Source organism: Streptomyces sp. NPDC058221, assembly GCF_042882365.1.
GTDB lineage: Bacteria > Actinomycetota > Actinomycetes > Streptomycetales > Streptomycetaceae > Streptomyces.
Genome location: NZ_JBHVWF010000046.1, coordinates 34,041 through 52,551, shown reverse-complemented (window position 1 = coordinate 52,551; position 18,511 = coordinate 34,041). Strand labels below are relative to the sequence as shown.

The following is an 18,511-nucleotide window of genomic DNA, read 5'->3' as shown; positions in this document are numbered from 1 at the left end:
CAGGAAATGGCGTACGACCCGGGTCCCTCTCGGACCCGGGTGAACACGCCATTTTTGAGGAGACGCCCCGGAGGGGCACCGCCCCCCACCCACCGGGCAAGGCGCACCCCACGGGGCACCAAATCAAGCCCGTCCGGCGATTGAGGACGGAACCCCGCACCCCGGTCCGGGGTGACGGCCCCCGGGCCCTGTCAGCGCAGGAGCGACGCCGCGTCCCCCATCACGATGACGGGGTCCTGGGCCGGGTCGAGCAGGCCCAGCAGCTCCTTCATCCGGTCCTCGGTGATCGACACGCAGCCCTGGGTGGGGCCCCCGTGATCGACGTGGATCCAGATGCCGCCGCCGCGCTCCGGGCCGAGCGGGCGGGTGTGGTCCAGGGGGGAGGTGCCGGGGACGCGGTTGTAGTCGATGGCGACCACGTAGTCGAAGGAACCTTCCAGCGGCTCCCCGTAGAAGCCCTCGCCCGCCACTTTGAAGTCCCGGTTCAGGTCGTACGGGAACGCCGTGACCGGGGGGTCGAGCCGGCCGCCCGCCGCGGTCAGCGTGAAGACGCCCACGGGTGAGCGGAGATCACCCTCCCAGTGCTCGGCCGTCCAGCCGTTCAGGGCGTTGTGGGCGGGCCAGGGAGCCATGGCGGCCCGCCAGTCCGCGGCGGGCCCCTTGCGTGTGTAGAGCACGGCGGTGGACTGGTTGGAGTCCACGGACTCCCCAGTGACGACGAACGCCTGACGGGTGCCGGCCGGGATCGCCGCCCTGGTCCGCGGGCCGAGCCCGGGGATCTCACGGGGCGGGGCCGGCGACGGTCTGGGCCGCGCGGCAGCCGGTCCGGCCGACGACGGCACGGGGGACGCCACGGGCGGCGACGCCACGGCCCCGGGCGGGCCGGGGACGCCGGAGGCGCCCGAGGTCCCCTTGCGGGCGGCACTGTCCCCCGTACCGAAGATGCCGCCCGATCCGCACCCGGTCAGCAGCAGGACGAGGACGGCACAGACGACGTACGGCAGCCGCAGGGGCACGCACGAACGGGGCACGGACACGGAGGAGCTCCTCAGCAGTCGGTGGCGAAGCCGCGGGGGCTTGGCGGACACGGCCTGGGCTGGGGTCCGCTGAACCGATGTCGGCCCAGGCAGTCTTTGCCGCAGCCGGGACCGGCCAATCCGGCGCCGGGGCCATCCGGCTGTACCCGTTCAGGTGATTCGTGTACTTGTATGCCCGCAGCCCAGACGTGGGCAGCTCCCGCCAGGACGTGAAACAGCCCCCGGCCGGTCGGCCGGGGGCTGTTTCACGTGGAACCGAAGTGGAACCGAGGAGGAACCGCTGACGCCTACTTCGCGCCGGTGTCCCGCACCACCGAGTCCGTGGCCTCGGCCTTCTCCTTCGCGGGCGCGGCCGGCTTGCGGAGCTGGATGTTCAGCTCGCGCAGGCGGGTCTCGTCCAGCACCGTCGGCGCACCCATCATCAGGTCCTGAGCGTTGCCGTTCAGCGGGAAGGCGATCGTCTCGCGGATGTTGGGCTCGTCGGCCAGCAGCATCACGATGCGGTCGACACCCGGGGCGATGCCACCGTGCGGCGGGGCGCCGAGGCGGAAGGCGCGGAGCATGCCCGCGAACTCCTGCTCGACGGTCTCGCGGTCGTAACCGGCGATCTCGAAGGCCTTGAGCATCAGCTCGGGCTCGTGGTTACGGATGGCGCCGGAGGACAGCTCGATGCCGTTGCAGACGATGTCGTACTGCCAGGCGAGGATGTCCAGCGGGTCCTTCTCCTCCAGGTCCTTCAGTCCGCCCTGGGGCATCGAGAAGGGGTTGTGCGAGAAGTCGATCTTCCCGGTGTCCTCGTCCTTCTCGTACATCGGGAAGTCGACGATCCAGCAGAACCGGAAGACGCCGTCCTCGAAGTGACCGGCACGCCTGGCGGCCTCGACACGGACGACGGACATGATCTTGGAGACCTCGTCGAACTCGCCGGCGCCGAAGAAGACGGCGTGGCCGGGGACGAGGGAGAGCCGCTCGGTGAGCGTCTTGACGTCCGTCTCGGTGAGGAACTTGGCGATCGGGCCCGCCAGCTTGCCGTCCTCGCCGACCCGGATCCAGGCGAGGCCCTTGGCGCCGTGCTCGACGGCGTAGTCACCGAGGCCGTCGAAGAACTTCCGGGACTGGCCCGCGGTGTCCGGCACCGGGAGGGCGCGGACGTGCTTGCCGGCGAAGGCCTTGAACTCCGAGTCCGCGAAGACGTCGGAGATGTCCACCAGTTCCAGCTTGGCGCGCAGGTCCGGCTTGTCGTTGCCGTACTTCAGCATCGACTCGCGGAACGGGATGCGCGGGAACGGCGAGGTGACGTGGCGGCCGTTGCCGAACTCCTCGAAGAGCTCGGTCATCAGCTTCTCGATCGGGCGGAAGACGTCTTCCTGCTCGACGAACGACATCTCGACATCGAGCTGGTAGAACTCGCCGGGCGACCGGTCCGCGCGGGCGTCCTCGTCGCGGAAGCACGGCGCGATCTGGAAGTAGCGGTCGAAGCCGGAGATCATCAGCAACTGCTTGAACTGCTGCGGGGCCTGCGGCAGTGCGTAGAACTTGCCGGGGTTCAGCCGGGACGGGACGACGAAGTCACGGGCGCCCTCGGGAGAGGTCGCGGTGAGGATCGGCGTCGCCATCTCGTTGAAACCGAGGGCGACCATCTTCGAGCGGATCGAGGCGATCACGGAGGAGCGCAGCATGATGTTGCGGTGCATGCGCTCGCGGCGCAGGTCGAGGAAGCGGTACTCCAGGCGCCGCTCCTCGTTGACCCCGTCCTCGGCGTTGATCGTGAACGGCAGCGGGGCGGCCTCGCCCAGCACCTCGACCTCGGTGACCTCGATCTCGATCTCACCGGTCGGGAGCTCCGGGTTGACGTTGTCGGCGCCGCGGGCGGAGACCTTGCCGTCGATCCGTACGACGGTCTCCTTGGTGAGCTTCGCCAGGGCGTCGTTGCCGGGGGTGCCGGGGCGGGCGACGAGCTGCACCAGGCCGTAGTGGTCGCGCAGATCGATGAAGAGGATGCCACCCAGGTCTCGGCGATTGTGCAGCCAGCCGCTCAGCCGGACGTCGGTGCCGACGTCAGAGGCGCGGAGCTCGCCGCAGGTGTGGGACCTGTACCGATGCATCGTCGTTCATCCAGTCTTCGCGGTTGGGGGCGGTCACAGCCACCCCAGGCTACCGCCCGCGACCGGACCGTTTCATTGCCATGGTCCCCGGAAAGATCGTCAAGAGGCCCGGGCGGGCATGGCCCTCGGTGGCGTTTGCGGCGTACATCTTCCTAAAGTGGGGCAATGCGCACCGAGGATGTCCTGGCCGCGACCGCGACCGGTCTTTGGCGCTGGGACAACGGGGCCGGGACGGTCACGCTCGACGCGGAGGCGGCCCGGCTGCTGGAGCTGCCCGCCGCGGCAGGCGTCTTCCGTGAGTCGGAGGTGCGCTCCCGCTTCCACCCCGTCGACTGGAACGAGGTCTACGGGGTCGTCAACCTGGCCGTGGCCGAGGGCACGCTCGCCGAGGCCCGGCTGCGGATCGTGGACGAACGCGGGCGGGTGCTGCGTACCGTACGGAGCCGCTCCAAGCCGCTCCCGCCGGCCGACGGCAGCGATGTGGACTACCTCCTGGTCGGCACGCTCCAGGAGGTCGCGGAGCCACAGCCCGGCACCACCGGCGCGCACACCGAGATCACCGGCGACTGGCGGCGGTCCCGGGAGGCGTTCCTGCTGGACGCGGGGCGGGCACTGGCCGAGGCGCGGTCGACGGAGGAAGTGCTGCGGGTGGCCTACTCGCTCTCCATGCCGGGCTTCTCGCCGGAGGGGCTGGCGGTCTTCGGGGTCGAGGGCGAACGGCTGACGATCGTCGGGCACCACGGGCACAACACGGGGGACGAGGGCCCGTTCACCGACATGCCGCTGGAGACCGACTACCCGGCCGCGGAGGTCGTACGGACCGGCCGGGCGATCTATCTGGCCAGCCCCGATGACTACCACCGCCGCTACCCGGCCACCTGGCCGCTGGCCCGGCGGTTCGGGCGCCGCTCCTGGGCCTTTCTGCCGCTGATCGTCGCGGGGCGCACGATGGGCGCCTGGATGGCCGGCTTCCGGCATCCGGTGTCGTTCTCGCCGGACGAGCGGTCGGTCCTGACGACCGTGGCCAGGATGCTCGCGCAGGCGCTCGCCCGGGCCGGGGTCGCCGAGACCGAGCGGGAGCTGTCCGAGGGGCTCCAGCGCACGATGATGCCGTCCCTGGTGGCCGGCCTCCCGGGGATGACGGTGGCCGCACGCTATGTGCCGACCGGGGGCGGACTCCAGGTGGGCGGCGACTGGTACGACATGATCCCGCTGCCCAGCGGCCGCATCGCCCTGGTCATCGGTGACGTCCAGGGGCACGATGTGCGGGCCGCGGGGCTGATGGGCCAGTTGCGGATCGCCCTGCGCGCGTACGCCTCCGAGGGGCACCGCCCGGACGCGGTGCTCTCGCGGGCCTCGCGCTTCCTCTCCGGGCTGACCGACGCGCACGAGGACGGGGAGCACACGGGACCACGCTTCGCGACATGTCTGTACGCGGAGGCGGACCCGGACACCGGAATCCTCGACATCGCCCGGGCCGGGCACCCCGACCCCGTGGTGATGACCGCCGACGGCACCGCGGTCATCCGGCAGACCGCGGGCGGGCTTCCGCTGGGCATCGAGTCGGACACGGACTACCCGACGACCCGGGTCGTACTGGAGGCCGGAGAAACGATCATGCTCTGCACGGACGGGCTGATCGAGACCGGCGGCCACGACCTGGCCACCGGCTGGGTCCGGCTGCGGCCGATCCTGGAGCGGCACACCAGTGACCTGGAGAAGCTCGCGGACGCGCTCGTGCAGGCGGTGCACGGGCCGACCTCGCACTACACGACGGGCCCGCTCGCGGACCGGCGCGAGGACGACATCGCGGTGCTGCTGCTGCGCCGCGAGGCCGCCGCGACCCGGCACACCGCGCCGCGGCGGACCGCGCTGACCATCGCCCAGGCCGAGCCGGAGCGGATCTCGGCGGCCCGGCAGCAGGTGCGCGAGATGCTGCACGACTGGGCGGACCCGGAGCAGGTCGACTCGGCGGTGCTGATGATCTCCGAGATGGCCACGAACGTGCTGGTCCACACGGACGGCGACGCGCTGCTGATCGCGCAGGTCAGCGGGGAACACGGGGAGCGGCGGCTGCGGGTGGAGGTGGCCGACGGCAGCGACGAGCTGCCGCACAAAAGGCGGCCCGGCGAGATGGCGTCCAGCGGGCGGGGGCTGGTGCTGATGGAGATGCTCGCCGATGCGTGGGGGGTGGATCCGCGGGGGGAGGGGAAGTCGATCTGGTTCGAGCTGTACGAGTCGGCGGAGCCGGTGGAGTTGGCCGAGGTGACGGAGGTGGACCCGGTTCGCTTCCCGGAGCCGTAGCCGGGGGACCGGGCGTTACGGGGGCGGTCTGCGCGGGCCCCCGGGCACAAGGATTCCGTCCTCAAACGCCGTACAGGCTGGAGGGGATGCCCGGATCGACGGGATGCCCGGATCGGTGGCGGGTCAGGCGGGCTGCGGGGGCGGGTCCTGGGTGGGTTCCGTCTCGCCCGTCGGGGGCAGCCGGCCGTTGCGGAGTTCGCCGAGGATGCCGAAGGCCGCCGCGCACACCGGGACCGCGAGCAGCATCCCCAGCAGCCCCGCCACGCTCGCCCCCGCCGTCAGCGCGATCATGATGGTGGCGGGGTGCATCTGGACCGTACGGCTCTGGATCATCGGCTGCAGGACGTGTCCCTCCAGCACCTGCACGGCGAGCACGACTCCGAGCGCCCAGAGCGCGATCACGAAACCCCGGTCCGCGAGCGCCACCAGTACCGCCACGGCGCCGGAGATGAAGGCCCCGAGATACGGGATGTAGGCGCCGACCAGCACCAGCGCGCCAAGACCCACCGCACCTGGCACCCGCAGGATCAGCAGACCGACCGTGATGCAGACGGCGTCGATGAGCGCGATGAACGTCGTCCCGCGCATGAAGCCCTCGACCGCCTCGAAGGCCCGCCGGCCCATGGCCTCGACCAGATCGCCGGCGCCGCGCGGCGCGATGGCGTGCGCGAGGTGCGCGGCCCGGTCGGAGTCGCGCAGGAAGAAGAAGGTCAGCAGGAGTGCGAGCACGCTCGTGGCGACGAGCGAACCGATCAGACTGATGCCGGTCAGCAGCCCGCCCGCGGCGCTCGCGCCGAACTTCTCGACGAGCTTCTTGGCGTTGCTGGCCAGGTCGTCCACGTTCGTGTTGCCCGCGACCCCGAAGTGGTCGACGACCCACTGGCCGGCGTCCTTCAGCGACTGGACGATCTGGTCGCCGGTGTCGATGAGCGCGGTGACGACGATGTAGCCGGCGCCGCCGACCACCGCGACGAGCAGGGCGCAGGTGAGGCCGGCCGCCACCGAGCGGTTCACCCCGTGCGCGGTCATCCTGCGGTGGACCGGACCGAGCAGCGCCGTACCGAGCAGCGCGAGCAGGACGGGGGTGACGGCGGTCTTGAGGGCGATGCACAGCCAGATGACCACGGCGGCGACACCGGCGACCAGCAGGACGACACCGCACCAGGCGGCCAGGCGCCGTGCGCCGATGGGCAGGAGGGGCTTCCGGTTCTGCACCCTCCCACCCGATCACGCCGCGGGGGCGGTGTCCCGCCTGCGCCGCCGTACGAGTGACGAACCGTCACCCGACGGCGGCGGGGCTCACATGCCGTGGACGGCGGGCACGGTGCCGAGGCGGCCGGCCTGGAAGTCCTCGAAGGCCTGCTTCAGTTCGGCCTGGCTGTTCATCACGAACGGCCCGTAGTGGGCCATCGGCTCCCGGATGGGGCGCCCGCCGAGGAGGACGACCTCCAGCTCCGGGGCGTTGCCGTCCTGCTGCTCGTCCGCGCGGACGGTCAGCGAGGAGCCGGCACCGAAGACGGCGGTCTGGCCCATGTGGACGGGCCGGCGCTCCTCGCCCACGGTGCCGCGGCCCGCGAGCACGTAGGCGAGACCGTTGAAGTCCTCGCGCCACGGCAGGGTCACCTCGGCGCCGGGGCGCACGGTGGCGTGGATCATCGTGATGGGGGTGTGGGTGACGCCCGGGCCCTCGTGGCCGTCGAGCTCTCCCGCGATCACCCGGAGCAGCGCGCCGCCGTCCGGGGAGGCGAGCAGCTGGACCTGGCCGCCGCGGATGTCCTGATAGCGCGGGGCCATCATCTTGTCGGCCTTGGGCAGGTTGACCCAGAGCTGGAGGCCGTGGAAGAGGCCGCCCGACATGACGAGCGACTCCGGCGGGGCCTCGATGTGGAGCAGCCCGGACCCGGCCGTCATCCACTGGGTGTCGCCGTTCTGGATGGTGCCGCCGCCGCCGTTGGAGTCCTGGTGCACGAAGGTGCCGTCGATCAGGTAGGTGACGGTCTCGAAGCCGCGGTGCGGGTGCCAGGGCGTGCCCTTCGGCTCACCGGCCGCGTACTCCACCTCACCCATCTGGTCCATCATGATGAACGGGTCGAGGTGCTTGTAGTTGATCCCCGCGAAGGCGCGGCGCACGGGGAATCCCTCGCCCTCGAATCCGCTCGGCGCCGTGGTCACGGCGAGCACGGGCCGGGCCACGGCGTCGCCCGAGGCGGCGACCTTGGGCAGGGTCAGCGGGTTTTCGACAGTCACTGCGGGCATGGGAGCCACCTCCGGGGATCGTCCTGCGATCAATTTAGTTGAATGGTGAACATCCCGCAAGGCGGCTTCCATTCCCGCGCCGCCCACGGCAGCGCAAAGGGGCCCGTACCGCCGAGCGGTACGGGCCCCTTCCGAGGGATCTGGGCGACGGTCAGCCGTACATACGGCGCATCGCGAAGTCGACCATCTGCTCCACGGCCTTGGCGTCGAAGACCATCCGGTGCTCGCCCTCCATGTCGAGGACGAAGCCGTAGCCGGTGGGCAGCAGATCGATCACCTCGGCGCCGGTGATCACGAAGTACTTGGACTCCTTGCCCGCGTAGAGCCGCAGCTCCTTGAGCGTGCTGAACATGGGGATCACCGGCTGCTGGGTGTTGTGCAGCGCGAGGAAGCCCGGATTGTCGCCGCGCGGGCAGTAGACCTTCGACGTCGCGAAGATCTGCTGGAAGTCCTCGGCGGCCAGCGAGCCGGTCGTGAAGGCCCGTACCGCGTCGCCCAGCGAGGGCGGCGAGGGTTCGGGATACAGCGGCTGCTCGCCGTAGCCGCCACCCATCGGCTGCTGTGCGCCCTGATTCTGGTCGTAGCCGTACATGAGGCAAAGAGTAATCGGACACATCTGTGCCTTGAGGGGTTGCGTCTTATTACTGACGGGTAGCATCATCGTAGGGGTCAGCTGATAAGTCCGGGCCACCCCTCCACGGGGCGCTGCGCGCCACTGCTATTGATTACGGAGCCTTCCCATGGGGCACTACAAGTCGAATCTCCGCGACATCGAGTTCAACCTCTTCGAGGTCCTCGGGCGCGACAAGCTGTACGGCACCGGACCGTTCGCGGAGATGGACGTCGAGACCGCGAAGAGCATCCTCGACGAGGTCGCCCGCCTCGCGGAGAACGAGCTCGCCGACTCCTACGCCGACGCCGACCGCAACCCGCCGGTCTTCGACCCGGAGACCAACACCGCACCGGTCCCGGACACCTTCAAGAAGTCGTACCAGGCCTTCATGGACTCCGAGTACTGGCGCCTGGGCCTGCCCGAGGAGATCGGCGGCACCACCTCGCCGCGCTCCCTGATCTGGGGCTACGCGGAGCTGCTGCTCGGCGCCAACCCGGCCGTGTGGATGTACTCCTCCGGCCCGGCCTTCGCCGGCATCCTCTTCGACGAGGGCAACGAGGCACAGAAGAAGATCGCCGAGATCGCCGTCGAGAAGCAGTGGGGCTCGACGATGGTGCTGACCGAGCCGGACGCCGGTTCCGACGTCGGCGCGGGCCGCACGAAGGCCGTCGAGCAGGAGGACGGCTCCTGGCACATCGAGGGTGTGAAGCGCTTCATCACCTCGGGCGAGCACGACATGTCCGAGAACATCATCCACTACGTGCTGGCCCGCCCCGAGGGCGCCGGACCGGGCACCAAGGGCCTCTCGCTCTTCATGGTCCCGAAGTTCCACTTCGACTGGACGACCGGCGAGCTGGGCGAGCGCAACGGCGTGTACGCGACGAACGTCGAGCACAAGATGGGCCTCAAGGCGTCCAACACGTGCGAGATGACGTTCGGCGACCAGCACCCCGCCAAGGGCTGGCTGATCGGCGACAAGCACGACGGCATCCGCCAGATGTTCCGCATCATCGAGTTCGCCCGCATGATGGTCGGCACGAAGGCCATCGCGGCGCTCTCGACCGGTTACCTCAACGCGCTGGAGTACGCCAAGGAGCGCGTCCAGGGCACCGACCTGTCGCAGTTCATGGACAAGACGGCCCCCAAGGTCACCATCACGCACCACCCCGACGTGCGCCGCTCGCTCATGACGCAGAAGGCGTACGCCGAGGGCATGCGCTCCCTCGTGCTCTACACCGCCTCCGTCCAGGACGCGATCCAGGAGAAGGAGGCCGCGGGCGAGGACGCCAAGGCGCTGCACGGCCTGAACGACCTGCTGCTCCCGATCGTGAAGGGCTACGGCTCGGAGAAGTCCTACGAGCAGCTGGCGCAGTCGCTCCAGACGTTCGGCGGCTCCGGGTACCTCCAGGAGTACCCGATCGAGCAGTACATCCGTGACGCCAAGATCGACACGCTGTACGAGGGCACGACGGCCATCCAGGGCCAGGACTTCTTCTTCCGGAAGATCGTCCGCGACCAGGGCGCCTCGCTCAACACGCTCTCCGAGGAGATCAAGAAGTTCCTCGCGGGCGCCCAGGGCAACGAGGAACTGTCCGGCGCGCTGGACTCGCTCGCCAAGGCGGCCGTGGACCTGGAGGCGATCGTCGGCACGATGATCACCGACCTCACCGCGACCGGCGAGGACGTGAACAACATCTACAAGGTGGGCCTGAACACCACCCGCCTGCTGCTCGCCTCCGGCGATGTCGTCGTCGGCTACCTGCTGCTCAAGGGCGCGGCCGTGGCCGCCGAGAAGCTGCCGGCCGCCGCCGCGAAGGACGTCGCCTTCTACCGGGGCAAGATCGCCGCCGCGAAGTTCTTCGCCGCGAACGTCCTGCCGGGCGTCGGCGCCGAGCGCGCGCTCGCCGAGGCCGTCGACAACTCGCTGATGGAGCTGGACGAGGCCTCGTTCTGAGACCTCGCACTCGGATTCACCACGCACCGCCACCCGGGAAGGTTTCCGGGTGGCGGTGCTGTCGTATCCGCTGGGTACGCTGAGCCGTCCGTTCCGAGGGGGAGGCTGACGCATGGGTCGTCGGGGCAAGCGGTGGGGCATACGGAGCGCGGCGGCCGGCACGGCGGCGCTGCTGCTCGTGGGCTGCGGCAGTGGAAGCGGCGCCGGCAACGGGAGCGGCGGCGGCAAGGCCGGCGGGGACAGCCACGCGAAGGCGCTCGGCAAGGCGGAGGTCACCTCGGTCATGCCGGACGCGAAGGCGGTGCCGGGCTGGCGGAGCGTGCTGGAGCCGTCGGCCCTGCCGAGGAACCCGGAGGTCCCGCCGCCGGTCTGCCTGACCAAGTCGAAGAAGAAGCACGCGGCGACGTGCGACCGGATCACGTTCTGGGGCGTCTCGGGGTACGCACGCACGTCCGACGCGGCCTCGCTGAACTTCTGGGCGCTCGCGTACAAGGACGAGAAGACGGCCGACGCCGCCTATGACGCGCTCGCCGAGTACTACGGCGGGGACCGGGTCGGCGTGGGCGCGGTGCCGGTGCCGATCGGGGAGCCCGGCCAGGACCGGACCGCCAACCGCGCCGAGGTCGGCAGCATGGGCGGGCCCGGCACCATCACACAGATCCGGGTCGGGACGACCGTGCTCGGCTTCGGCACCGGCAGCCAGGGCCGGAAGGCCCTCCCCGACGAACAGGTCGAGGCACTCGCCGCCATGTTCGCCGAGCGCGCCCAGCAGGCACAGGACGGCGACAAACCGTCCGCGACACTGACGGGACGATAGTCACGTGGCACCGGTGGACGACGGTGAAATCCCGGTCACGGGCCTGGTTACAGTGAAGAACATGAGTTCTTCCCTCCGCTTCGACCGCGGGCACACCGACGATCTGATGGCCTTCCTGATGGCCGGCCCCTCCCCGTACCACGCCGTGGCGGCTGCCGCGGCGCGGCTGGAGAAGGCCGGTTTCCGGCAGGTCGAGGAGACGGCGGCCTGGGACGGTTCCAGCGGCGGGAAGTACGTCCTGCGCGGCGGCGCGATCGTGGCCTGGTACGTGCCCGAGGGCGCCGAGGCGCACACCCCGTTCCGGATCGTCGGGGCACACACCGACTCTCCGAACCTGCGCGTGAAGCCGCTGCCCGACACGGGTGCGTACGGCTGGCGGCAGATCGCCGTGGAGGTCTACGGCGGCACGCTCCTCAACACCTGGCTCGACCGGGATCTCGGCCTCGCCGGACGGATCTCGCTGCGGGACGGCACGCACCGGCTCGTCAACATCGACCGGCCGCTGCTGCGCGTTCCGCAGCTGGCCGTACACCTGGACCGCTCGGCCAACGCCGACGGCCTCAAGCTCGACCGCCAGAAGCACATGCAGCCGATCTGGGGCCTCGGGGACGTCGAGGAGGGCGACCTCATCCGGTTCGTCGCCGAGGAGGCGGGTGTCGACGCCGAGGACATCACCGGCTGGGACCTGATGCCGCACCCCGTCGAGCCGCCGTCCTACCTGGGCCGCGACCGCGAGCTGGTGGCCGGTCCGCGCATGGACAACCTCCTTTCGGTGCACGCGGCGACCGCCGCGCTCGGCGCCGTCGCCGGGCAGTCCGACTCGGACCTCCCGTACATCCCGGTGATGGCCGCCTTCGACCACGAGGAGAACGGCTCGCAGTCCGACACCGGCGCGGACGGACCGCTGCTCGGCACGGTCCTGGAGCGCTCGGTGTTCGCCCGCGGCGGCACGTACGAGGACCGTGCCCGCGCCTTCGCCGGCACCGTCTGCCTCTCCTCCGACACCGGCCACGCGATCCACCCCAACTACGGGGAGCGGCACGACCCGACGCACCACCCGGTCGTCAACGGCGGGCCGATCCTCAAGGTCAACGTCAACATGCGGTACGCGACCGACGGCAGCGGCCGGGCCGTGTTCGCGGCGGCGTGCGAGAAGGCGGGCGTCCCGTGGCAGACGTTCGTCTCCAACAACTCGATGCCGTGCGGCACCACGATCGGCCCGATCACCGCCGCCCGGCACGGCATCCAGACCGTGGACATCGGCGTGGCGATCCTGTCGATGCACAGCGCCCGTGAGCTGTGCGGCGCCGACGACCCGCATCTGCTGGCGACCGCGCTGGCGGCGTTCCTGGCGGGCTGACAACACTCCTGACGGTCCCCCTGCCGACGTCCGGCAGGGGGACCGCTGTCATTCCGGGCCAGTCCTGAACCGGCGGCGGTACTCGGTCGGTGTCGTGTCGAGCCTGCGGCGGAACGCCCTGACCAGGGTGTCGACTGTGCCGAACCCGCAGGTGGACGCGATCCGTTCGAGAGTGGCGTCGGTGGATTCGAGCTGGTTGCGCGCCCGCTCGACGCGGACCGACTCGATGTAGGCGTGCGGTGTCGTACCGAGTTCGTTCTTGAAGATCCGGGTCAGCTGACGGTCGCCGACGTGACCGTGCCCGGCGAGGTCCGCGACGGTGAGCGGTTCGCCGATGTTGCGCATGATGTAGTGCCGCAGATCCTCGATGCGCCGGGTCGTGGAGACCTGTTCCAGCGGAACGCTGAACTGGCTCTGTCCGCTCGGCCGCTTCAGGTACATCACGAGCTGTCTGGCGACCCGCAGCGCGATGGCCTCGCCCAGATCGTCGGCGATGAGGGCGAGCGACAGATCGAGGCAGGCACTGATCCCCGCCCCCGTCCACACGTCTCCCTCGCGGATGAAGATCGGATCGGCGTCGACCTCCACCAGCGGGTGATCCGCGGCGAGTTGCTGTGCCGTCGACCAGTGGGTGGTGGCCCGCTTGCCGTCGAGAAGCCCGGCGGCGGCGAGGATGTGCGCGCCGACGCAGACGGACGTGACCCGGCGCGTGCGCGCGGCGAGCTCTTCCACCCGCCGCACCACGGCCGGGTCGGTGAGCGGGTGCACGCGCCCCTGGTCGTCGGTCTCCACCGCCCCGGGCACGAGGAGGGTGTCGATGCTCCTCGCCGCGAGGTCGCCGAAGGTGAGATCGGGCAGGATCCGGACCCCGGCGGCAGTGGTGACCGGGGCCGGCGTCTCGGCGGCGAGGACCACGTCGTAGCCCGCCGCCTCCTCCGTCTCGCGGCGCGCGAGGGAGAACACCTCGGGCGGTCCGGTGACGTCGAGCAGGTCGACGCCCTCGAAGAGAACGATGACGATCAGTCGGTCGACGGTACTCATGGGCCTCCCTGCCAGCACACCGCCCGGTGTCGGTTTCTGCATGTTAGACGACATTGCCGACACACCGGGGTGGGCCATAGCGTCTTGAGTGCGGCCCAGCGGAACCGGTGGGCCCGTCATCCCCGACATGAAACGCGCAGGTGACACAGCCATGCCCCGGACGACGCTGCGACAGCTCAACGGCTTCGACGAGACCCCCGCGAAGCTCGCCGACTCGACCCTGATCCTCGTCGACTACCAGAACACCTACACGACCGGCGTGATGGAGCTGGACGGCTGGCAGGCCGCGCTCGACGCCGCCGCCGAGCTCCTGGCACGGGCCCGCCGGGCGGGCACCAAGGTCATCCACGTCATCAACGACGGCGGCGAAGGCACCCCGTACGACATCCGGGCCGGGATCGGACAGATCCATCCGCGCGTCGCACCGGTCGAGGGCGAGCCCGTCGTCGTCAAGCAGGCGCCGAACGCCTTCCACGGCACCGACCTCGCCGACCACGTCGAAGCGGCCGGCAGGAACGACGTCGTCATCGCCGGGTTCATGACCCACATGTGCGTCGCGTTCACCGCCCAGGGCGCCTTCCTTCGCGGCAACCGCCCCACCGTCGTGGCCGATGCCAGCGCCACCCGTGCGCTGCCCGTCGCCGGCACCGAACTGGACGCCCGCCAGGTGCACTACAGCGCGCTGGCCACCATCGCCGACCTGTACGGGGTCGTCGTTCCGACGCAGAAGGAGATCGTCTGATGAAGCCGGCGCGTACCGCCGTCGCCCTGGGCGCCGTCATCGTCCTCGCCGCCACCGCCACCGCGTGCGGCAGCTCCGAGGCCGCCTCACGCGAGGACAAGCCGTCCGCGGCCACCGCGAGGAAGGAGGCCGCGGAGGGAAACGTAGCGAGGGACACGACCACGCTGCGGGAGCTGAACAAGCTCGGCGAGACCCCGGCCACGCTCGCCGATTCGACACTCATCCTCGTCGACTACCAGAACACCTACACCAAGGGCGTGATGGAGCTCGACGGCTGGAAGCCGGCGGTGAACAACGCCGAAGCCCTGCTGAAGCGAGCCCGCGCGGCGGGTACCCCTGTCATCCATATCGTCGACAAGGGCTACGACCTCAAGTCGGAGGGCGGCCGGATCATCCCGGCGCTGAAGCCGGCCAAGGGTGAACCCGTCGTCGAGAAGAGCGTCCCCGACGGTTTCCACGGCACCGACCTCGCCGCACAGGTCAAGAAGGCCGGCCACGAGAACGTCATCATCGCCGGGTTCATGACGAACATGTGCACCCTGTTCACCACCCAGGGCGCGTTCCTCAACGGCAACAAGCCGACCGTGGTCGCCGACGCCTCCGCGACCCGGCCGCTGCCGCTGAACGGCAAGCCGAACGGCATTCCGGCGAAACAGCTCCACGAGGCCGCTCTCGCCACGGTCCAGGACCTCTACGGAGTCGTCGTACCGACGCAGAAGTCCCTGGCCTAGAGAGCCTCTCCCGCCCGCCGCACCGCCGGGCGCTCCCTCCCCCCAGGCACTCCCTCCCCCCAGATTCCCCCCACCCCTGAACTTCCCCCCACACCGCAAAGGAAGCACGTAACTCAGCAGGAAGACGGGGCATGACCACACGTAGAGGTTTCCTGGGTACCGCGTCGGCCGTAGGGGCGGCCACGCTACTCACCAGCACACAGTCGGCCACCAGCGCGTCGGCCGCACCGGCAGCGGCCATCACCGCGACCGACGAGAAGGCGGCCCGGGACGCGATACGCAACGTCAACGCGGCGATGCGCACGAACTACGCGTCCCTGAAATCGGAACTGATCAAGCAGCTCAGCCCGGTCGTCGTCGTCCAGAACAACGCCGTCGGCGGGCGCTTCACCCTGATCAACGAGGGACGGCAGATCGAGACGGTCGACCCGGTCCCCGAGTACTTCGAACTGGCCAAGTCCATCGCCCACATACCCCTGGGCATGTACTCGGTGCTCGCGCCCTACCTCAGCGACCAGGTCCCCAACATCGCCAACTCGGAACGCATCGACCCGCACGACCTGGACATGATCGTCTTCAAGGCCCCCGGGGACACGGGCTGGATCACCCCGCTGAACGCCTACCGGGCCACGCTGAACACGGCGCTCACCAAGCTGGGCACGGCCAATCTCCCGCCGGACCTGGAGGCCTCCTGCGACACGATCCTGCGGGAGGCCATGTTGTTCATCGACACCTCCGTCGGGGCACGGACCTTCGACATGGTGTCGTTCAACAAATTCGCCGCCACCGTCTACCCGGCCATCCGCGTCAACATGACCTTCGCGGCCACCGCCCAGATCAACGGCCTCGAAGCCCTGATGAAGCGGTGGCGCACGCTGCTCGGCGAGGAGGCGTGGAGCGACCTGTACGTCACCGTGCTGTCGATCTGGACCACGTCGGATCTGAACCAGGCCTCGATCATCATCCGTCGCACCATGAACCAGGTGAAGGTGGACACCCACCTGATCGACCTGCCGACGGTGGAGACCCCGTCGGACCCGATCTTCGTCGCGCTGGACAACCTGGCCCGGATCGTCCAGGACAACGTCGCCGCCGAGATGGTCTTCAACACCGATCTGAAGGTCGCCGACGCTCTCAAGGGCGAGGAGGACCTGCTCTCGGACGAGATCCTCAAGCAGATCGGCGGAACCGCCCCCCGCGCCCGCACCGCCGCCTCCGTCGGAGCGGCGGCCGGTGCCTGCCCGATCACCGGGCGCACCGCCGCGGTGTGATCACCCCGCACCCCCGGCCCCGGCAGCCGGGGGTGCGTGCGGTTGTCGGTTGCCGCCGAACCGGCCCCGGACGCATGGCCGTTATCCCGCCGGGTACCCGGTCCGTACACGGTCCGGAGCTTCCGGTCCGTCGAGGAGGCAGAACTCATGGGACTCGGAGGATGCATCATCCTCATCGGTGCAGGGGCGATACTCGCCTTCGCGACCGACTGGGAACTGGACAGCGTCAACGTCGACATGGTCGGCTGGATCATGATGATCGTCGGCGTCATCGGGGTCTTCGTCTACGCGAGCGTCATGCGACGCCGGCGCGTGGTCGCGGCCCCCACCACCACGGTGGTTTCCGAGGACGAACGCCACCTGTGACCAGGACGGGTGCGCCCCGCAGACCGGGCGCACCCCAACCCCGTCAGCCCTGTTCGTCCATCCCGGCGAGGACCAACGGCAGCCGGGACGCGCCCCCTTCGCCGAGCCGGACGGGGACGCCCCAGTCCTGCTGGTGGACATGGCAGGCCGGGTACTCGTTCGCGGGGTCGTCGTCGCAGGACGCGGCCATCGCCGAGACATGCAGGACGCCCTCGGTCACCCCGTCCGCGAGGACCAGCTCACGGAACAGATCGGTGCCCGCCCCGTCGCCCCCGGCCAGCAGCTCGGGCGGGGTCGAGGAGACCAGCAGCCGGGTCGAGGGCCCGTAGCGGGTGTCCAGCTTCTGCCCGGCGGGCGCCTGGAAGACGACGTCGAGCCGGAGCGTGCCAGGGGCGATCTCGGTGGCCACGCGCTGGGTGCGGTGTGCCCGGCCGGCGACGCGTACCGCTTCCTCGGGCAGCCGCAGCCGGGTCAGCCGGTGCCTGGCGGACTCGACGACCACGAGGTCGCCGTCCACCAGCACCGCGTCGCTGGGCTCGCGCAGATCCGTGGCGAGCGTGGTGACCTCACCGCTCGCCGGGTCATAGCGGCGCAGGGCGTGGTTGTACGTGTCGCAGACGGCGACGGATCCGTCGGGCAGCGCGGTGACGCCCAGCGGGTGCTGGAGCAGTGCCTGACCGGCGGCGCCGTCACGGTGCCCGAAGTCGAAGAGCCCGGTGCCGACGGCGGTGTGGACGGCGCCATCCCGGTCGACGTAGCGCAGTGCGGACGTCTCCGAGTCGGCGATCCAGAGCCGGTCCTCGGTGGCCGCGAGCCCGGACGGCTGAGCGAACCAGGCTTCCTCGCCCGGACCGTCGACCAGCCCCTCGTTCGTCGTGCCGGCCGCGACCCGCACGGTGCCGTCGGCCGGGTCGTACGTCCAGAGCTGGTGCACACCGGCCATGGCGATCCACAGCCGGCCGTCGAACCAGGCGACGTCCCACGGTGAGGACAGGTCGATCTCGGTGCCCGCGCCACTGGTGGGCGCCCCCTGCCACCACTGGCGGCCGGTGCCGGCCAGGGTGGTCGTCATACCCGTCGTGAGGTCGAGCGCGCGGATCGCGTGGTTCACCGTGTCGGCGACAGCGATCCGCCCGTCGGGCAGCACCGCAAGACCCTGCGGCTCGCTGAAGCGGACCTCCTCGGGCCCGCCGTCCGTCAGCCCGCGGTCACCGGTGCCGAAGTGCCGGCGCACGGTCTCGCCGTCCGTGTCCAGCTCGACCAGCCGGTGGCGGGTGGTGTCGGAGACCAGGAAGCCGCCGTCGTCGAGCAGCAGCGCCTTGCCGGGGAACCGCAGATGCGTGGCCACCGGCTCGGGCGCCACATAGGGCCCGTCGCCGCGCCGCAGCGTCCCCTTGGCGGCGTGCTCGGTCTCCAGCTCCTCGACGAGCTTCTCGATGGCGTGGGCGTGCCCCTCGCCCGCGTGCTGGGCGACGACATAGCCCTCGGGGTCGACGACGACGAGCGTCGGCCAGGCGCGTACGGCGTACTGCTTCCAGGTGGCGAGCTCGGGGTCGTCCAGCACCGGGTGGTGCACCTCGTACCGCTCGACGGCGTCGACCACGGCCTGGTGCTCCGCCTCGTGGACGAACTTCGGCGAGTGCACGCCGATGATCACCACGGTGTCGCGGTGCCTCTCCTCCAGCTCGCGCAGCTCATCGAGGACGTGCAGGCAGTTCACACAGCAGAACGTCCAAAAATCCAAGATCACAATGCGTCCTCGCAGGTCAGCGAGGGTGTATTGCTGGTCGCCTGTATTGAGCCAGCCGCCCTTGCCGATCAGTTCGGGGGCCCTGACGCGCGCACGTGTTGCCATGCCAACAGTCAACATCACCGTGGCGTCCACGCATTCCACAGGTCCCTCGGGGAACCTGT

15 protein-coding genes are annotated in these 18,511 nt (G+C 70.2%); 8 read left to right on the top strand and 7 right to left on the bottom strand.

Features of this window, described 5'->3' with window-relative positions:
- Nucleotides 1-191: 191 nt before the first annotated feature.
- Together ACFVW8_RS17135 and aspS are read right to left on the bottom strand one after the other, a co-directional pair.
- Nucleotides 192-1,037 (bottom strand): L,D-transpeptidase family protein, encoded by an 846-nt coding sequence (locus ACFVW8_RS17135; RefSeq protein ID WP_389690659.1) that lies wholly within the window; start codon nt 1,035-1,037, stop codon nt 192-194.
- Nucleotides 1,038-1,324: 287 nt separating this feature from the next.
- Nucleotides 1,325-3,142: an aspartate--tRNA ligase gene (gene aspS, locus ACFVW8_RS17130; protein WP_389690657.1), complete on the bottom strand. Its 1,818-nt coding sequence runs from the start codon at nt 3,140-3,142 to the stop codon at nt 1,325-1,327.
- Nucleotides 3,143-3,307: 165 nt separating this feature from the next.
- Here aspS and ACFVW8_RS17125 point away from each other — a divergent pair, with 165 nt between their 5' ends.
- Nucleotides 3,308-5,446 (top strand): SpoIIE family protein phosphatase, encoded by a 2,139-nt coding sequence (locus ACFVW8_RS17125; RefSeq protein ID WP_389690655.1) that lies wholly within the window; start codon nt 3,308-3,310, stop codon nt 5,444-5,446.
- 123 nt (nt 5,447-5,569) lie between these two features.
- On the opposite strand, the gene ACFVW8_RS17120 is transcribed toward ACFVW8_RS17125, so the two are convergent.
- The 3 genes from ACFVW8_RS17120 to ACFVW8_RS17110 form a co-directional block, all read right to left on the bottom strand.
- Complete coding sequence (locus ACFVW8_RS17120) at nt 5,570-6,661, bottom strand: AI-2E family transporter (RefSeq protein WP_389690653.1); 1,092 nt, start codon at nt 6,659-6,661, stop codon at nt 5,570-5,572.
- 84 nt (nt 6,662-6,745) lie between these two features.
- Complete coding sequence (locus tag ACFVW8_RS17115) at nt 6,746-7,702, bottom strand: pirin family protein (protein WP_389690651.1); 957 nt, start codon at nt 7,700-7,702, stop codon at nt 6,746-6,748.
- 151 nt (nt 7,703-7,853) lie between these two features.
- Nucleotides 7,854-8,294, bottom strand: coding sequence for an SseB family protein (locus ACFVW8_RS17110; protein ID WP_389690649.1), 441 nt, complete (start codon nt 8,292-8,294; stop codon nt 7,854-7,856).
- A gap of 148 nt (nt 8,295-8,442) precedes the next feature.
- On the opposite strand from ACFVW8_RS17110, the gene ACFVW8_RS17105 reads away from it, so the two are divergent.
- From ACFVW8_RS17105 to ACFVW8_RS17095, 3 genes are all read left to right on the top strand, one after another.
- Nucleotides 8,443-10,269, top strand: a complete 1,827-nt coding sequence (locus ACFVW8_RS17105; protein ID WP_389690647.1) for an acyl-CoA dehydrogenase — start codon at nt 8,443-8,445, stop codon at nt 10,267-10,269.
- A 112-nt stretch (nt 10,270-10,381) separates the two neighbouring features.
- A complete protein-coding gene (locus ACFVW8_RS17100) occupies nt 10,382-11,086 on the top strand; it encodes a hypothetical protein (protein WP_389690645.1) in 705 nt (234 codons plus the stop codon).
- A gap of 61 nt (nt 11,087-11,147) precedes the next feature.
- Nucleotides 11,148-12,446: a M18 family aminopeptidase gene (locus ACFVW8_RS17095; RefSeq protein WP_389690643.1), complete on the top strand. Its 1,299-nt coding sequence runs from the start codon at nt 11,148-11,150 to the stop codon at nt 12,444-12,446.
- Between the two features lie 48 nt (nt 12,447-12,494).
- On the opposite strand, the gene ACFVW8_RS17090 is transcribed toward ACFVW8_RS17095, so the two are convergent.
- Nucleotides 12,495-13,487, bottom strand: a complete 993-nt coding sequence (locus tag ACFVW8_RS17090) for a GlxA family transcriptional regulator (RefSeq protein WP_389690641.1) — start codon at nt 13,485-13,487, stop codon at nt 12,495-12,497.
- Nucleotides 13,488-13,638: 151 nt separating this feature from the next.
- Here ACFVW8_RS17090 and ACFVW8_RS17085 point away from each other — a divergent pair, with 151 nt between their 5' ends.
- The 4 genes from ACFVW8_RS17085 (at nt 13,639) to ACFVW8_RS17070 (ending at nt 16,597) form a co-directional block, all read left to right on the top strand.
- Nucleotides 13,639-14,229, top strand: coding sequence for an isochorismatase family protein (locus ACFVW8_RS17085; protein ID WP_389690639.1), 591 nt, complete (start codon nt 13,639-13,641; stop codon nt 14,227-14,229).
- Nucleotides 14,229-14,960, top strand: coding sequence for a cysteine hydrolase family protein (locus ACFVW8_RS17080; protein WP_389690637.1), 732 nt, complete (start codon nt 14,229-14,231; stop codon nt 14,958-14,960). The genes ACFVW8_RS17085 and ACFVW8_RS17080 overlap by 1 nt, the downstream gene beginning before the upstream one ends.
- A gap of 131 nt (nt 14,961-15,091) precedes the next feature.
- Nucleotides 15,092-16,231, top strand: coding sequence for a hypothetical protein (locus ACFVW8_RS17075; RefSeq protein ID WP_389690635.1), 1,140 nt, complete (start codon nt 15,092-15,094; stop codon nt 16,229-16,231).
- Between the two features lie 147 nt (nt 16,232-16,378).
- Nucleotides 16,379-16,597 carry a DUF6458 family protein gene (locus ACFVW8_RS17070; RefSeq protein ID WP_389690633.1) on the top strand — a complete coding sequence of 73 codons (219 nt, stop codon included), beginning with the start codon at nt 16,379-16,381 and terminating at the stop codon, nt 16,595-16,597.
- 43 nt (nt 16,598-16,640) lie between these two features.
- Here ACFVW8_RS17070 and ACFVW8_RS17065 read toward each other — a convergent pair whose 3' ends face one another.
- A complete protein-coding gene (locus tag ACFVW8_RS17065; RefSeq protein WP_389690631.1) occupies nt 16,641-18,452 on the bottom strand; it encodes an NHL domain-containing thioredoxin family protein in 1,812 nt (603 codons plus the stop codon).
- Nucleotides 18,453-18,511 lie beyond the last annotated feature (59 nt).

Coding starts and splice junctions, on each gene's coding strand:
- aspS (WP_389690657.1), bottom strand. CDS start 3,142: ATGCATCGGTACAGGTCCCACACCTGCGGCGAGCTCCGCGCCTCTGAC.
- ACFVW8_RS17125 (WP_389690655.1), top strand. CDS start 3,308: ATGCGCACCGAGGATGTCCTGGCCGCGACCGCGACCGGTCTTTGGCGC.
- ACFVW8_RS17115 (WP_389690651.1), bottom strand. CDS start 7,702: ATGCCCGCAGTGACTGTCGAAAACCCGCTGACCCTGCCCAAGGTCGCC.
- ACFVW8_RS17110 (WP_389690649.1), bottom strand. CDS start 8,294: ATGTACGGCTACGACCAGAATCAGGGCGCACAGCAGCCGATGGGTGGC.
- ACFVW8_RS17105 (WP_389690647.1), top strand. CDS start 8,443: ATGGGGCACTACAAGTCGAATCTCCGCGACATCGAGTTCAACCTCTTC.
- ACFVW8_RS17100 (WP_389690645.1), top strand. CDS start 10,382: ATGGGTCGTCGGGGCAAGCGGTGGGGCATACGGAGCGCGGCGGCCGGC.
- ACFVW8_RS17095 (WP_389690643.1), top strand. CDS start 11,148: ATGAGTTCTTCCCTCCGCTTCGACCGCGGGCACACCGACGATCTGATG.
- ACFVW8_RS17090 (WP_389690641.1), bottom strand. CDS start 13,487: ATGAGTACCGTCGACCGACTGATCGTCATCGTTCTCTTCGAGGGCGTC.
- ACFVW8_RS17085 (WP_389690639.1), top strand. CDS start 13,639: ATGCCCCGGACGACGCTGCGACAGCTCAACGGCTTCGACGAGACCCCC.
- ACFVW8_RS17080 (WP_389690637.1), top strand. CDS start 14,229: ATGAAGCCGGCGCGTACCGCCGTCGCCCTGGGCGCCGTCATCGTCCTC.
- ACFVW8_RS17075 (WP_389690635.1), top strand. CDS start 15,092: ATGACCACACGTAGAGGTTTCCTGGGTACCGCGTCGGCCGTAGGGGCG.
- ACFVW8_RS17070 (WP_389690633.1), top strand. CDS start 16,379: ATGGGACTCGGAGGATGCATCATCCTCATCGGTGCAGGGGCGATACTC.
- ACFVW8_RS17065 (WP_389690631.1), bottom strand. CDS start 18,452: ATGGCAACACGTGCGCGCGTCAGGGCCCCCGAACTGATCGGCAAGGGC.